General features: G+C 56.5%; 13 protein-coding genes. 8 read left to right on the top strand and 5 right to left on the bottom strand.

The genetic code is table 11. From position 1 onward, the window contains the following. Positions 1-13: 13 nt before the first annotated feature. The gene (gene pyk, locus R5H23_RS02240) at positions 14-1,444 is read left to right on the top strand and encodes a pyruvate kinase (RefSeq protein WP_086633219.1); all 1,431 of its coding nucleotides are present in this window, start codon (positions 14-16) and stop codon (positions 1,442-1,444) included. A 46-nt stretch (positions 1,445-1,490) separates the two neighbouring features. Here pyk and R5H23_RS02235 read toward each other — a convergent pair whose 3' ends face one another. Both R5H23_RS02235 and R5H23_RS02230 read right to left on the bottom strand, forming a co-directional pair. After that, on the bottom strand, positions 1,491-2,369 hold the full coding sequence (locus R5H23_RS02235; protein ID WP_317214174.1) for a prephenate dehydrogenase/arogenate dehydrogenase family protein: 879 nt from the start codon (positions 2,367-2,369) through the stop codon (positions 1,491-1,493). Further along, a complete protein-coding gene (locus tag R5H23_RS02230) occupies positions 2,369-3,538 on the bottom strand; it encodes a lysylphosphatidylglycerol synthase domain-containing protein (protein ID WP_317214173.1) in 1,170 nt (389 codons plus the stop codon). Before R5H23_RS02230 ends, R5H23_RS02235 begins: the two co-directional genes overlap by 1 nt. Positions 3,539-3,676: 138 nt before the next feature. Here R5H23_RS02230 and hpnA point away from each other — a divergent pair, with 138 nt between their 5' ends. From hpnA to hpnC, 3 genes are read left to right on the top strand one after another with little or no spacing between them, the layout of a single operon-like run. After that, positions 3,677-4,672, top strand: a complete 996-nt coding sequence (gene hpnA, locus R5H23_RS02225; protein WP_046901689.1) for a hopanoid-associated sugar epimerase — start codon at positions 3,677-3,679, stop codon at positions 4,670-4,672. Next, positions 4,672-5,814: a glycosyltransferase gene (locus tag R5H23_RS02220; protein ID WP_086633216.1), complete on the top strand. Its 1,143-nt coding sequence runs from the start codon at positions 4,672-4,674 to the stop codon at positions 5,812-5,814. The genes hpnA and R5H23_RS02220 overlap by 1 nt, the downstream gene beginning before the upstream one ends. Next, entirely contained in the window at positions 5,811-6,671 is an 861-nt protein-coding gene (hpnC, locus tag R5H23_RS02215) for a squalene synthase HpnC (RefSeq protein WP_317214172.1), read from the top strand. Before R5H23_RS02220 ends, hpnC begins: the two co-directional genes overlap by 4 nt. 39 nt (positions 6,672-6,710) lie before the next feature. On the opposite strand, the gene R5H23_RS02210 is transcribed toward hpnC, so the two are convergent. Next, positions 6,711-7,886, bottom strand: a complete 1,176-nt coding sequence (locus R5H23_RS02210) for a pyridoxal phosphate-dependent aminotransferase (RefSeq protein ID WP_099212663.1) — start codon at positions 7,884-7,886, stop codon at positions 6,711-6,713. 83 nt (positions 7,887-7,969) lie between these two features. Further along, entirely contained in the window at positions 7,970-8,413 is a 444-nt protein-coding gene (locus R5H23_RS02205; RefSeq protein WP_064272913.1) for a cupin domain-containing protein, read from the bottom strand. A gap of 136 nt (positions 8,414-8,549) precedes the next feature. Between R5H23_RS02205 and hpnD the strand changes: the two genes are divergently transcribed. The 4 genes from hpnD (at position 8,550) to R5H23_RS02185 (ending at position 13,420) form a co-directional block, all read left to right on the top strand. Further along, positions 8,550-9,425: a presqualene diphosphate synthase HpnD gene (gene hpnD, locus R5H23_RS02200; RefSeq protein WP_317214171.1), complete on the top strand. Its 876-nt coding sequence runs from the start codon at positions 8,550-8,552 to the stop codon at positions 9,423-9,425. Positions 9,426-9,430: 5 nt separating this feature from the next. Further along, positions 9,431-10,726, top strand: a complete 1,296-nt coding sequence (gene hpnE / locus R5H23_RS02195; protein ID WP_317214170.1) for a hydroxysqualene dehydroxylase HpnE — start codon at positions 9,431-9,433, stop codon at positions 10,724-10,726. A 73-nt stretch (positions 10,727-10,799) separates the two neighbouring features. Beyond that, positions 10,800-12,788 carry a squalene--hopene cyclase gene (shc, locus tag R5H23_RS02190; protein ID WP_317214169.1) on the top strand — a complete coding sequence of 663 codons (1,989 nt, stop codon included), beginning with the start codon at positions 10,800-10,802 and terminating at the stop codon, positions 12,786-12,788. Next, entirely contained in the window at positions 12,788-13,420 is a 633-nt protein-coding gene (locus R5H23_RS02185) for a hypothetical protein (protein WP_317214168.1), read from the top strand. The genes shc and R5H23_RS02185 overlap by 1 nt, the downstream gene beginning before the upstream one ends. Here R5H23_RS02185 and R5H23_RS02180 read toward each other — a convergent pair. Then, positions 13,388-14,749 (bottom strand): sodium:solute symporter, encoded by a 1,362-nt coding sequence (locus tag R5H23_RS02180; RefSeq protein WP_317214167.1) that lies wholly within the window; start codon positions 14,747-14,749, stop codon positions 13,388-13,390. The genes R5H23_RS02185 and R5H23_RS02180 overlap by 33 nt on opposite strands. Between the last annotated feature and the right edge of the window lie 9 nt (positions 14,750-14,758).

Below are 14,758 nucleotides of genomic sequence, written 5' to 3'. Positions count from 1 at the left end.
AGGACGCCAACACATGACATCCAGCTCCCATCATCGCCGTACGCGGATCGTCGCAACTCTTGGCCCGGCATCGTCCTCGCCTGAGATGATCTTTGCTCTGGCTGAAGCAGGGGTAAATGTCTTCCGTCTCAACTTCTCCCACGGCGCCCATGAAGACCACGGCGAGCGTCATGCGGCGATCCGGGCAGCAGAAGCGAAAGTTGGTCGACCACTCGCCATTCTTGCCGATCTTCAAGGGCCGAAACTGCGCGTAGGTGTTTTCGAAAATGGTCCGGTTATCCTCGAAGAAGGAAAGCCGTTCCGTTTGGATCTGGACAGAACACCCGGCACGGTAGACCGCGTCTGCCTGCCACACCCAGAAATCATTTCTGCCGCCAAGCCAGGCAGCCACCTCCTGCTCGATGACGGCAAGCTCAAGCTGCGCGTTGTCAACGTCATTGAAGGTGCTCTGGAAACGGAAGTTGTCATTGGCGGCAAGCTGTCTGAACGCAAGGGCGTAAATGTCCCTGACGTGACGCTTCCTATTCCGGCTTTGACCGAGAAAGATCGCAAGGACTTTGACTTCGCGCTTTCTCTGGGTGTGGATTTCATTGCGCTCTCTTTCGTACAGCGCCCGGAAGACGTCGAAGAAGCACGCAATATTGCCAAGGGCCGCGCAGCAATTGTGACGAAGCTCGAAAAGCCACAGGCAATGGATGACCTGGAGCGGATCGTTCGTCTTTCAGACGCGATCATGGTGGCGCGTGGCGATCTTGGTGTTGAACTGCCTCCGGAAGAAGTTCCAGTCGCACAGAAGCGCGCCATTGCTGAAGCGCGTCGTCAGTGCCGTCCGGTTATCGTGGCGACGCAGATGCTGGAAAGCATGATCGAAAGCCCAACGCCAACACGCGCCGAAGTTTCCGACGTATCCAACGCTGTCTATGATGGCGCCGATGCTGTGATGCTCTCGGCTGAAAGTGCTGCTGGTAAATATCCGATCGAAGCAGTGTCCATCATGGCGCGCATTGCGTCTCGTGTTGAGCAGGACGTCGAATGGCGTCTGCGCATGGACCGCTCCCGCCCGAAGCCGGAAGGAACGGTTCAGGACGCGATTGTTCAGGCCGCCTGGCAGGTTAGCACCGCGCTGAATGCCCGGACCATTGGCGTTCGGACACAAGGCGGTGGTGGCGCCCTGCGCATGGCTCGTGAGCGTCCTCACTGCCCGATCCTGGCCGTCACACCTCATCAGGAGGTGGCTCGCCGTCTCTGTGTTGTGTGGGGTGTCTTCCCTCAGGTCGTAGAGAAAGAGCACATTGCTCAGAGCATTGAGGAACTGGCTGCTCCGACGGCTGCCATGGCACTGTCCATGAAGCTTTGTCGCAGCGGCGACCACGTTATCGTTCTGGCGGGGCTTCCTTACGGCGTGGCTGGAAGCACAAATACGCTTCGGATCACAACAGCCTGATTTTAAAACATTTTCCCTTCCTGCTATTTTTCAGGAAGGGAAAATATCAAGCCTGTCGATTTTCGATCAGTGTCCGCCGGATTGCTCGACCTCGTTCAATCCGGCTCGTAATCGCTTCCTCATCCCCTTCACGTATCGCCTGTGCCATACCCTGGGCATCCGCAACAAAACGATCCAGCGTCTCTAACAAGACGTCCTTGTTAGCGATGAAGATGTCTCGCCACATGACGGGATCAGAAGCCGCGATACGTGTGAAATCACGAAAACCCGATGCGGCATAATCGAGAACGGCTGCGCGGATTTCTTCGGAAAGATTATCCGCCGTATCGCAGATCGTAAAAGCCAGCAGATGGGGAAGGTGACTCACCATGGCGCAGATACGGTCATGCTTGTCATCAGGAAGAATTTTTGTGCGAGCGCCACAAAGCTCCCACAGCTTCTGGATCTTTCCTATAGCAAGCTCATTTGCGCCCTCTGGCGGCACGAGCAGCGACCAGCGGTTCTCAAAAAGCGTCGCAAAACCAGCATCAGGCCCTGAGTGCTCGGTTCCAGCCATAGGGTGACCCGGAACATAATCTACACCCGCAGGCAGGAGAGCCTGTATCGTAGGACCGAGTTTTCCACGTACAGATGCAACATCCGTGAGGATTGCTCCCGGTCGCATGTGAGGCAGAATAGCGCGCGCTGTCGCTTCTACTGCACCGACGGGAACACAGATCATCACGCAGTCAGCCTGTGCTGCCAACGCCATATCGTCTGTAACAACGTCTGCAAATCCAAGCTCGCGGACGCGATCAAGAACGGCAGGATTAATATCAGCCGCGATCAGCGTATCCGCTAGCGTGCCCATTTCTTTCCCCCGCCGCAGGACAGAGGAACCGATCAAACCGGGCCCAATAACTGCCAGAGAACGGAAAAGGGGCATCACAGAACGCGCGGCGCGGTTGCGAAAGCGGCGTCGTCCTCTTTTTCAACTTTTTGATGAGAGGATCCGTCTTTCCCCACAGACCCAGCCATCGCAGACGTTCTGGCCTTTTTCAGGACCGACGTAACGGTGTCTTCAGGAGCGCCGGCAAGAGTAGCCCGTTCTTTGCGAAGACGATTCATCTCTACAGCCTGCCATCCAAGAAGAACGGGAATGCCGATCAGGATATCACGCCCACGGCGGAGCAGAGACAGGCTGAGGGAGATCTGTGAGTCTATTCCGAAGATCAGGCCAAGCGCCACATAGGCGGCTTCCTGTACACCAAGTGCCGCCGGAACAAGGAAGCCTGCTGACATGATCCCGCACACCACGCCTTCAATGGCGAGAGCAGACAAAAACCCGATGTGAGCGCCTAACAGCTCCAGAGCCGTCCATGTGGCGGCTGCACCACCAACCCAGCAACTGAAATGGACGATCGCGCCCAGCATAATGCGATCCGGGCGGCCCCACAGCGATTCCAGCCGCGCCTGAAAGATGTCTGTATTGCCGATCAGGCTCTCTCGCCAGTCAGAGGCGATATGACGCCCGAAGAACATGGCGGCCTTGCGTACCATCGATCCGCCGCGGTGCTGGGTCCAGATGAAACCGGCAATGCCCAGAGAGAGCAGCACCATGCCACCCATCAGAGGCCAAATAAACCGCGCGGCTCCCTGATGACCAACGAGGCAGAGAATCGCAACAAGAATGAAGGCGATCTGCCCCAAAACCTCTGTTGTGATGTCGACCAGATTGGCCGCCACACCTTCTGGCCAGTGAAGGTCTTCACCATCAACGTCCCGAGCTTGATGCCCGGCCAGGGTTGCTCGAACGCCGAGAACCATTCCCCCTAGCTGGGAAAAGGGAAGGCAGGCACCGGCTGCATCGCGGACAAATCGTGCGCCGGTCAATCGTGCCAGACCGATCTGCGGTACGGCTGCCTTCCAGGCGAGGCCGAGACCGACATCCAGAACAAGCTGGATCAGCACCAGAAGCAAGAAACCTCCGACGCCAACTTTTCCAAGAGCTTCCATGACTGGCTGGATGCCTGCCTTGGCGGCAATGAATGTGAAAAGAGCCACACCCAGAAGGGAGAGAATAATAGGGAGAGTTTTTTTCAACGTCTTCGTCACATACCGTTCGCAACACGCTCTAACCCACAGCTCTGCAATATTCCAGCCTTGCAGACGCTTTCCCCCGAAAGCCACCGGCAGTATGGTAGCCGAAAAATTTCAACCTGTTGCTGATGAGCCGAGGAGAAGATTGCCACCATGAACGATGTCACACTCGTTACAGGGGCTACCGGGTTCGTTGGTTCTGCTGTTGCCCGCGTACTCCGGGAACGTGGGCACCGCCTGCGTTTGTTCGTTCGGGAAAACTCGGACCGTTCCAACATTGCAGAGCTCGACGCGGAACTTGCCATCGGGGATCTGTCTGATCCGACGACCCTTCCTGCCGCTCTCAAAGGTGTGAAGATCCTTTTTCACGTCGCCGCCGACTACCGACTCTGGGTCCCGGACCCTTCAGTCATGATGAAAGCGAACGTGGACGGCACACGGAACCTGATGCTCGCAGCCCTTGAGGCCGGGGTAGAAAAGATCGTTTACTGCTCTTCCGTAGCAGCGCTTGGCCTAAGCAAAGACGGCACACCTGCTGACGAGGAAACATACGTCACAGAAAGCAGTGTCATCGGCACGTACAAACTGTCCAAGTATCGTGCGGAACAGGAAGTGCTGAAGCTGGTCCGGGAAAAAGGTCTGCCAGCGATTATCGTCAATCCGTCAACGCCAATTGGTCCGCGCGATATCAAGCCAACCCCCACGGGGCAGATGATTCTTGACTGCGCCTCCGGCCGGATGCCGGCATACGTCGAGACCGGATTGAACATCGTTCACGTGGACGATGTCGCAGAAGGCCATGTTCTGGCTCTGGAACGCGGAAAAATTGGCGAAAAATATATTCTCGGTGGCGAGAACATGATGCTGGGAGATCTCTTCAGGCTCACCAGCGAAATTGCCTGCGTCAAGCCGCCTCGGGTCAAGCTCAAGCAATCCTGGCTCTATCCAGTCGCGGTCGTCTCTGAATGGCTCGCACGAGGATTCGGGATTGAGCCCCGCGTGACACGTGAAACACTCGCCATGTCCCGGAAGCTCATGTTCTTCTCATCGCTCAAGGCTCAACGAGAACTGGGCTATGCGCCGCGCCCTGCACGGGATGCGATCGCGGATGCGATTTCATGGTTCCGCCTGCATGGACGTATGAAATAATGCTGTTTGGAAGCGCACTTACCAGTCTTGGGGCTTGGATTTATCTTTCACTCTTCCATGGAAAATTCTGGCAGGGTGGCCCAACTCTCAAAGCAGGTTCGTCGCCCCCGTGCGCCCCGGATGTTGCAATCGTGGTGCCGGCGCGTGACGAAGCTGAGTCTATCCAGTCGTGCCTGACATCTCTTCTGCAGCAGGACTACGACGGCAAACTTTCTGTCATTCTCGTAGATGACAACAGCACGGACGGAACGGGAGATCTGGCACGCGCCGTTCCCGATCCTCATAACCGGCTTATTGTTCTCACTGGTGCCCCACGACCACCCGGATGGAGTGGCAAGCTGTGGGCAGTTAACCAGGGCGCCCAAAAGGCCCTGAACCATATTGGGCCTTACGGCTATATTCTGTTTACCGATGCCGACATCATGCATGCGCCCCAGCACTTGGCCACCCTTCTGGCCAAGGCGCGTGAAGACGATCTCGACATGGTTTCAGAGATGGTTGCCCTTAACTGCGAAAGTTCAGCCGAGCGGTTTCTTGTTCCGGCTTTCGTCTATTTCTTCGCCATGCTCTATCCGTTTGCATGGACGGCCAGTGAACGGTCGCGCATTGCAGGAGCAGCAGGGGGAACAATCCTTCTCCGTCGACGCGCTCTGGAGAGGATCGGTGGCATCGAAGCCATCCGGGGCGCACTGATTGATGACTGCACGCTCGCAGCGCATGTCAAACGATCGGGTGGCCGGCTCTATCTGGGGCATAGCGAACTTGCATGGTCAGTTCGTCCCTATCGCGGAGCCAAAGACATCTGGGAAATGATTGCCCGGACAGCTTACGTCCAGCTTCGCCAGTCTCCCTTGCTGTTGCTGGCGACCATTCTGGGAATGACGCTGATCTGGCTTCTCCCTGTCGGTCTGGCACTTTTTGGCAAGGGGCGTACGAGGAAAGTCGGACTTCTGACCTATCTCGTGTCTTGCGCAACCTTTCTGCCAACTTTGAAGCGGTTCGGTCTTCCACTATGGCGGGCATTACCGCTGCCATTCGTTGCGGCTTTTTATATGGCTGCCACCGTTGGTTCTGCCATAGACCACCATAGAGGCGTCGGCGTACGCTGGAAAAATCGTTCCTATACGGATGAGGCATCGTGACAGAAGACATCTGGGGGACGAAAGACGTCACCTCCGCCAAAGGCAAAACTGACGAAAATTTCCCCGTCGGCTCTCTACTGATTTCACGGCGCCTGCGCCCATATGTTCACACATATTACAATTTCGCCCGCGTCGCCGATGACATGGTGGACACTCCCGACCTGACGCCGCAGCAGAAAATTGCGCGGCTGAAAGGGATGGCTGCCGTCATTCGCGGAGAAATCCAGGCGCCTCAAAGAGCAGATGCACAGACAGCCGTAAAATTAAGAGAGGTGCTCCTCAAAACAGGCGTTCCGCTTGAGACGGCAACGGATCTTCTTGAAGCATTCTGTATGGATGCAGAAAAGACACGCTATGAGAGCTGGCAGGAACTCCTGCATTACTGCCGGTATTCGGCCAACCCGGTTGGACGCTTTCTTCTGCTGCTGCACGCAGAAGGGCAGGAGACCCTAGCGCCATCAGACGCTCTATGCTCCGCGTTGCAGGTCATCAACCATCTTCAAGATGCGTCTGAAGATCTGAAAACGCTGGATCGATGCTACATCCCGCTTCCCTGGCTCGAAGAAGAAGGCGTTACGATCGACGATCTTCGGCTTGTTCGAAGCAAACCAGGTCTGCGCCGCGTTTTTGATAGAATGCTGGATGGCGTAGACACGCTGAATCGCGAAGCCCGCGGACTACCGATGCTGATCAAGGATCGCCGGATGCGGCTTGAAGCTGCTGTTATCGTAGAGCTGTCGCATATTCTGACGCGCAAACTAAGGCGTCAGGACCCTGTCGCAGAACGTGTGTCCCTTACGAAATCAGACGGCGTAAAGGCATTGCTTCTGGCTATGCGCTACTTTCCGTCGAACTAACTAAGATGAGGGAAGGCCTCAGGCCTTCCCTCAGGCACATCAGCCGATAATACGGTCGAGCGCTGCACAGAACTTTTTCATGTCGCTCATGGAGCCAACCGTAATACGGGAGGCATTCGGCCAGATCGGCCAGGAGCGACCAATGATAATGTTTTCCTTCAGGAAAGCATCCTTGATCGGTGCAGCAGGGCGCTTCCAGTCAATAACGAACATATTCGCATCAGAAGGAATGAAGCTGATGCCCTTCTTCTGGAGGTGCTCATAGGTCATGGCGCGTGCCGCATCCATCTCACGACGGCGTGCCGCAATATCCGACGCCATGGTCAGGCTCTTCGTACCGCAAATGACCGCAGGGATCGGCAGCATGTGAGTCTGGTTCACGCCATCATAGCGCATCATCTTCTCATGCAGGGCCGGAGGAGCCATGCTGAAGCCAAGTCGCAGGCCAGCCATTGCGAACATCTTCGAGAAGGTCCGCAGAACCACTACATCGCGTCCTTCAGCAACGAGCGAAACGGCACTCGGGGCGTCAGAGAAATGGATGTAGGCTTCATCAACCAGAACAATGGAGTCTTTCGGCTTGTTCGCAACGAGCCAGCGAATATCTTCCAGCGGGGTGATGGTGCCGGTCGGATTGTTCGGTGAGCAGATGTAGTAGACGCCGGCATTCGGATTAGCCTTCAGCATCGCCTTCACATCGGTCTTATAACCGTTCGATGCGTCCAGCGGCACCTTGGCCAGCGGAATCTTGAGCCACTCAGAAGCCACCCATCCGGCTTCGTAGCTTGGGTCAGCTGTAACCAGACCACGCGTCGGGGAACAGAACGTCACGATCGTACGACAGAGCGGGTCAGACGAGCCGCCCCATGGCAGAATGCAATTTTCTGGGACGTTGTCGATCTTGGCGGCTGTGCGGATCAGATCTTCGCGGGTATGGCCGCTCGGATCATACCGGTTTCCCTCGAAAACGGCAGCGGCACCCGCTTTGGCAGCGGCTGGAAAAGGACCTGTCCAGCATTCATTGCTGCCGATGCGGACCATCTTGGTGACATCACCGGGCGGCAGCGCGGTGAGGGGGGAAGCCTCCGCACGCCCAACAAGGGACCGAACTGCCATGCCTGCACTCATCAGTGCAGCCACGCGGCCCAGACTACGACGGGAATAACCGCGTGAGAGAAGATCGTCTTTTGCTTCAGGGGACAGGCAGTCGGTCATGCTCGGCTCACGCTCCTAGTGTGTCTGAAAACATACTAGAAACGAAACGATCTGTCTGTCAAAGCCCGAAATGAAATCGGATTTCAGTATTCCGGTTTCTGTTTATCCACGGGGATAGAGGTCGGCTTCCCCTCAACGCCCGCATAGGTCAGCAGAAGAACGGTCGGGACATCTCCTGACACACCACGATGCACATCATTCACTGACTCCGCAAAGGCCTCGCCCTGATGAAAGGTTCTGGTTTTGCCACTCTCACGGTCTTCAATTTTCAGCGTTCCCTGCAGGACATAACCAGCGTTTGGAAATGGATGGACGTGCCAGGGCAGGGCCGTGTGAGGCGGAATGGTGAGCCGGATCATACTCAGTTCTGGCTGAGATGTGGAATACGGCGTGTAGGTTACTCCGTTCCAGGAATGGGATGCGTTCAGCAGGTGATCAGCATGGGCGGTGGCTGTCGACGATTCTGCATGGGCTACTGAACCCGCAGTCAGGCAGGACAGAAGGATCAGAGACAAACGGAAATTCATCGGATACTCCTTTGGGCAGAGTGTTGCCATTTGGCATCATACAAACGTATGGCAACCCATTCCGTTCGTGTCGGCTTTGTGACATCCCGGTTTGGGGCTAGAACGCAGAATTTCTGAAACAGAACAGGTGACAGACATGGTTTTCAGCAGGGCGCGTGCTTTTTCTGGTCTTCCCTGCGCGCAGGCCGATCTTGACCATGTTGCGCACATTGTCACAGCCTCCGGGACGTCTTTTGCCAGAGGTATGAAGGTCTTACCGGCTGCAAGACGGCAGGCCATGTTTGCAATCTATGCGTTCTGCCGGCAGGTCGACGACATTGCGGATGGTGACACAAACGTCGCTGACCCCGCACAGGCCCTGCAGGAATGGCATGAACGTATAGACCGCCTGTATCAGGGGGAAACGCAGGACGCACTCGATCGTGTTCTTGTGGCAGCAATTTTCCGGTTCCAGCTCCAAGCCAAGGATTTTCACGCTGTTATTGACGGGATGGCCATGGACTGCGGTGCCCCGATTGTTGCACCTGACGAGAAAACCTTGGATCTGTACTGCGATCGCGTTGCGTCAGCCGTAGGTCGCCTCTCGGTTCGTGCCTTCGGGGACTCTTCCTCTGCGGCTGACCGTGTGTCCAAACATCTGGGGCGGGCCCTTCAGCTTACCAACATTCTGCGCGACATTGCTGAAGATGCAACACGGGACCGGCTGTACCTTCCGTCAGAACTGCTGGAACGCTTCAACGTACCCACCAATCCAAAAGAAGCTCTATACGCACACGGCCTGGATGATGTGGCACGTATCCTGAGCCGCCGCGCTCATGATCATTTCCGAGAAGCGCGCCGCGCAATGAAAGAATGCGACAGCACCGCCATGCGTCCAGCACGCATGATGGCAGCGTCTTATGAGCCAGTCCTGAACGCACTCGAAAAGCGTGGATGGAAAAATCCAGAGCTTTCTCCGAAAGTCAGTAAGGGCTGGAGGGCAGTCCGCGCTCTGGCGGCATACGTGAAGTAAGCCCGATGAGCCACGTTCATATTATTGGCGGAGGCCTGTCCGGCCTGTCTGCTGCCGTAGAACTTGCCGCCCAGGCCCAGGTCACGATCTATGAAGCAGGCCCTGCCTGTGGCGGACGCGCACGCTCTTTTCATGACCGCACGCTCGATACCCTGATCGACAACGGCAACCACCTGCTGCTGTCGGCCAACGGCCTGACATTCCGGTATCTGGATATTCTCGGCGCCCGTCACACACTGGCAGGCCCCGGCATTCCAATCTTTCCTTACTATGATCTGGCAGAAGATCTGGCTTGGACCCTACGCCTTTCAAAAGGAAAAGTCCCATTCTGGGCATTACCTGGCGGTCGCCGCGTTCCAGGCATGAAGCTTTCCGAACTGGCATCCCTCGGGCGTTTCCTGAAGGCTGGTGACACGACCGTTGTGGAAGAATGCCTAAAACCCGGTCAGTTGAGCCGACGCCTCCTGGAGCCTTTCGCCATTTCGGTTCTGAACACAGACCTGCACACTGGTAGTGCACTGTTGTTGGGAAACGTCATCCGGAAGTCTCTGGCACAAGGCGGTATGGCCTGCTGCCCCTGGTTCCCAAAAATTGGCCTCTCTGAAACACTGGTCGACCCAGCGATTTCATACCTGAACCGGTATCATGCGACGGTCCGCACGGGCGTCCGTGTTAGTACCATCATCAGAGAGAATGGTCGCGCGACTGCCATTGAGACGACGGAAGGCCGCATTGAGCTTGGACCGGAAGACCACGTCATTGTCGCTACACCCGCTCCGGTCACCCAGAACCTGTTGCCAGAATTGGTTGTGCCAGACGCGTTCGAGAGCATTGCAAACGCGCATTTCAAACTTGCTGCGCCCGTAGAGGCGAGGGGCGTCGTCGCTCAGGCAGGTTTTGTAGGTCTCGTGGGTGGTATTTCGGAGTGGATCTTTCTGAAAGGCGACGTCCTTTCCGTCACGGTCAGCGCCGCTAATCGCTACGCAGATCGGGACAGCAACGAGATGCTCGCCACCATCTGGTCTGAAATCCGACGCGCTCTTGATCCTATCCTGCCTCAGCCACTCCCGGTCGCGATGCCACCTGCTCGGCTGCTACGGGAAAAACGCGCAACATTCGCCGCGACACCAGAGCAAAACCGCCGTCGCCCCAAAGCGAAAACAGACACCGCCAATATGGCGCTGGCGGGAGACTGGACGGATACGGGGCTTCCCTCAACAATCGAAGGGGCCATTCAATCCGGGCTGGCAGCTGTCAGCGCTCTGGGTTTCCGTTCTGCGGTGAAAAACACGGAAACGTGATGAGTGCTCTCCAAACCATGGCTGTAACACAACTCCCGATAATGAGGGCTGCATGTCCCGTGAGACCTGAACAATGCTGATCTATCCTGATGAAAAGGAGGACCGTGTGAGCGAGACCCTTTCCCACAAGCCTGTCGACGCCGAAAACGTCAACCGTGCCATTGAGGGGGCCCACGCCGCTCTGGGCAATCGCCAGAAAGACGACGGACACTGGGTTTTTGAACTTGAGGCAGACGCGACCATTCCTGCCGAATATGTTCTGCTAGAGCATTATCTTGATCGTATTGATCAGGAAAAGCAGGACAAGATCGGCGTTTATCTCCGCCGTATCCAGGGCGAACATGGGGGTTGGCCGCTTTATTTTGGTGGCGGCTTTGACTTGTCCGCAAGTGTAAAAGCTTACTTCGCGCTCAAGGCCATCGGGGACAGTATAGACGCGCCACATATGCGTCGCGCCCGCGAAGCCATCCTGGACCACGGCGGGGCCGCCCGGTCCAATGTGTTCACACGCATCCAGCTTGCCCTGTATGGTGAAGTGCCCTGGGATGCCACGCCTGTCATGCCGGTCGAGCTCATGCTGCTCCCGCGGAAGGCGTTCTTCTCAGTCTGGAACATGTCGTACTGGTCACGATGTGTGCTGGCGCCGATGCTGGCAGTGGGGGCCATGAAGCCTACTGCCATCAATCCGCGTGGCATTCATATTCAGGAACTGTTCGTCAAACCACCTGAGCTGGTCAAGGACTGGATCCGAGGCCCATACCGCTCAATCTGGGGACGGGCTTTCAAACATCTGGACTCTGCGCTTCGGCCTGTCCTGCCGCTCATCCCTAACCGCATCCATGAGAAGGCCATCAAGGCTGCCATCAGCTTTATCGAACCACGCCTGAGTCGTGGCGGCCTTGGGGCGATTTACCCTGCCATGGCCAACGTGGTCATGATGTATCGCGCGCTTGGCGTTCCCGACAGCGATCCGCGCGTGGTCACGGCATGGGAGTCCATTCAGGACCTTCTTGTTCAAAAAGAAGACGAAATTTACTGCCAGCCCTGCGTCTCACCTGTGTGGGATACAGGACTGTCAGGGCTTGCCATGATGGAAGCGGCATCCGGTGCTCATCCCACCAAACGGGACGAAACCATCGCGAAGCTCAAGAAAAGTGCTGAATGGCTACGGGACCGCCAGATCCTGGATGTCAAAGGAGACTGGGCAGTCAACGCGCCCAATCTACGTCCGGGTGGTTGGGCTTTCCAGTACGAAAACGATTACTACCCGGATGTGGATGACACGGCTGTTGTCGGTATGCTTCTGCATCGTGTTGATCCTGAAGAGAACCGTGAAGCCATTGAACGCGCACGGGAATGGATCATTGGAATGCAAAGCACCAATGGTGGGTGGGGCGCGTTCGACATCGATAATGATCTCGAAATGCTGAACCATATTCCGTTCTCGGATCATGGCGCGCTTCTGGACCCACCAACTGCCGATGTGTCCGCACGGTGCATTTCTTTCCTGTGTCAGCTTGGCCATCCGGAAGACCGGCCAGTCATCGACAAGGCACTGGATTACCTTCGCAAAGAGCAGGAAAAAGAAGGCTGCTGGTTCGGTCGCTGGGGCACGAACTATATCTACGGCACTTGGTCTGTTCTCTGCGCCCTGAACATTGCGGGCATCTCCTATGATGATCCGATGGTGAAGCGCGCCGTCACATGGCTGGAAGACGTTCAGCGTGCAGATGGCGGATGGGGCGAAGATTGCGCAACCTATGAAGGCGCGCCTCCAGGCACATACAAGGAGAGCCTGCCGTCACAGACCGCCTGGGCTGTTCTCGCGCTGATGGCTGTGGGCCGCCGTGATAGTGAAGCCGTCAAGCGTGGCATCAACTTCCTGACATCAAAGCAGGATGATAACGGCGAATGGCAGGAAGACGCCTATAACGCTGTTGGCTTCCCGAAGGTATTTTACCTCCGCTATCACGGCTACAAGCAGTTCTTCCCGCTTCAGGCTCTGTCGCGTTACCGCAATCTGGGAACCAGCAACACCGGTCGCGTGGAATACGGTTTCTGATGCTCGGCATTCTAGTGGGAATGAAGCAGGAAGCGCGCATCATTCGCCGCTTCCTGCCGGACGCACCGATTGCTTTGAGCAACGCTACAGCATCAGGCGCTGTGGCTGGAGCCGAGAGGCTTCTGCGCGCTGGGGCAACACGTCTGCTATCCTTCGGCTGCGCTGGCGGACTGTCAACCAGCGTAAAACCGGGCACGATCATCGTGGCGGATCATGTTGTCATGACTGGTACAAGTTATGAGGCCGATGCGGGTCTGAGCAGGCAGTTCGGAGCAGAGCATGCCCGCCAAGGACGCATTCTTCATAGCGACAGCCTCATCGAAACCGCGGAAGAAAAATCCCGTCTCTACAAGGCCACGGGCTGCATCGCTGTCGATATGGAAAGCGGCGCAATAGCCAGAACCGGCAAGCCGTTTGCCGTCCTTCGTGTCGTCTGCGACGATTCATCACGAAACTTACCGCCAGCTGCACGGGATGGCCTCAAGGATGGCGCCATCCATCTTGGCGGATTGTTGTCCTCTCTCGTCAGGCAGCCATCGCAGATTCCTGCGCTCATCGAGCTGGGCAAGGATGCTGCCATGGCTCAGAAAGCAATGGCCTTATTTCTGGAAGCCCATCCGCCGCAGCTGTGAGAAAACTCTAGCTCCCGCAAAAGTCGCCAGAACGCCTCCGGGCACCAGCCAAGGGAAGGCGATGGGATGACCTCCAATCCTGACCATCGCCAGACCGACCAAAACAACAACGGCCGTCAGAAAACCGGCAATCCCATTTGCCTCATTTCGTGAATGTCCGACAATAGCCAGCAAAAACACCCCAAGCGTCGCACCATAGCTGTAAGATGCGATTGAAAGCCCGAATACGACGGCAGAGCCAGTCGGGTGAGAGAAAGACAGCGCGGTCACAACAAGCAGAACGGCCCAGAAACAGGTCGCCGTCCGCAGGGACAGCGTCTTCTTCGGAAAAAAATCGCTTTTTGTCGCGGCTGCCATTGAATTCATGGCGCTGGAAAGAGATCCCATTGTCGCAGCCAGAATGCCAGCTACGAGCAGTCCGCGCAGAATAGGGGGCAATGTCAGAACAAACTGCGGGAAGAGTGCATCTGGAGCACCATGATAATCAGGCCAAAGTGCTCTCAACCCCACCCCAACAAATGAGAGCAGGGCGAACAGCAACGCCACGACGAACACACTTCCAATCATCGCTGCCCGCGCGCCTTTGAGCGTCTTTGCGGCGAGGCAACGCTGAAGCATGAGTTGGTCTGTACCGTGTGAGGCAAGGGAAAGAATTGCGCCGCCGACAACAGCTCCGGCTACGGAAAAAGGATTCGTGAAGGCTGGCAATCCCGCGGTAAACATGGGAGCTACATGAAAAATATCAGTCCCTGAGCGGCTGAACAGCACGACCCCACACGCGACACTGCCGCCGAGATAAAGAAGCAATTGAAGCGTGTCGGACCAGACGACAGCTTTCAGACCGCCCGCCAGCGTGTAAGCCAGCGTGAGAATGACAATCCCCATGAGCAGGACAATATCCGGAATGGGATAGCCGATACTCGCACACAAAAGGGAAACCGGAATCATGCCGGCGTACAAACGCACACCTTCGGCAAGAAGGCGGGTTAGCAGGAAGGTGCCAGACACCAGCTTCTGAAGACGCGTTCCGAACCGCTGACCGACATACCGATAGATGGATGTCGCCCCCCGCTCATGCAGAGGCAAAAACCACCAGGCAACAGCCACGCGTCCGAGCAGATACCCGACTGCCAGCCCCAGAAAAACATATCCGTGCAGGTATGCAACGCCAGGAACACTGACGATCGTCAATGTGGATGTCTCGGTTGCAACTAACGAGAGGCAGATAGCCCAGGGCGGAAGATCTTTATGAGGTTGCCGCGCCAGAGTGAGCGCAAAAAGCGGCAACGACACGAGGTAAAGCAGGATGACAGTAAGGCTCTGGATCATCCTGTCCGT

Origin of the sequence: Gluconobacter sp. GP1, from assembly GCF_032913585.1 — a bacterium.
Taxonomy (GTDB): domain Bacteria; phylum Pseudomonadota; class Alphaproteobacteria; order Acetobacterales; family Acetobacteraceae; genus Gluconobacter; species Gluconobacter cerinus.
This window is presented reverse-complemented; position numbering and strand designations above follow the sequence as displayed.

Coding starts and splice junctions, on each gene's coding strand:
- pyk (WP_086633219.1), top strand. CDS start 14: ATGACATCCAGCTCCCATCATCGCCGTACGCGGATCGTCGCAACTCTT.
- R5H23_RS02235 (WP_317214174.1), bottom strand. CDS start 2,369: ATGCCCCTTTTCCGTTCTCTGGCAGTTATTGGGCCCGGTTTGATCGGT.
- hpnA (WP_046901689.1), top strand. CDS start 3,677: ATGAACGATGTCACACTCGTTACAGGGGCTACCGGGTTCGTTGGTTCT.
- R5H23_RS02220 (WP_086633216.1), top strand. CDS start 4,672: ATGCTGTTTGGAAGCGCACTTACCAGTCTTGGGGCTTGGATTTATCTT.
- R5H23_RS02210 (WP_099212663.1), bottom strand. CDS start 7,886: ATGACCGACTGCCTGTCCCCTGAAGCAAAAGACGATCTTCTCTCACGC.
- R5H23_RS02205 (WP_064272913.1), bottom strand. CDS start 8,413: ATGAATTTCCGTTTGTCTCTGATCCTTCTGTCCTGCCTGACTGCGGGT.
- hpnD (WP_317214171.1), top strand. CDS start 8,550: ATGGTTTTCAGCAGGGCGCGTGCTTTTTCTGGTCTTCCCTGCGCGCAG.
- hpnE (WP_317214170.1), top strand. CDS start 9,431: ATGAGCCACGTTCATATTATTGGCGGAGGCCTGTCCGGCCTGTCTGCT.
- shc (WP_317214169.1), top strand. CDS start 10,800: ATGCTGATCTATCCTGATGAAAAGGAGGACCGTGTGAGCGAGACCCTT.
- R5H23_RS02185 (WP_317214168.1), top strand. CDS start 12,788: ATGCTCGGCATTCTAGTGGGAATGAAGCAGGAAGCGCGCATCATTCGC.
- R5H23_RS02180 (WP_317214167.1), bottom strand. CDS start 14,749: ATGATCCAGAGCCTTACTGTCATCCTGCTTTACCTCGTGTCGTTGCCG.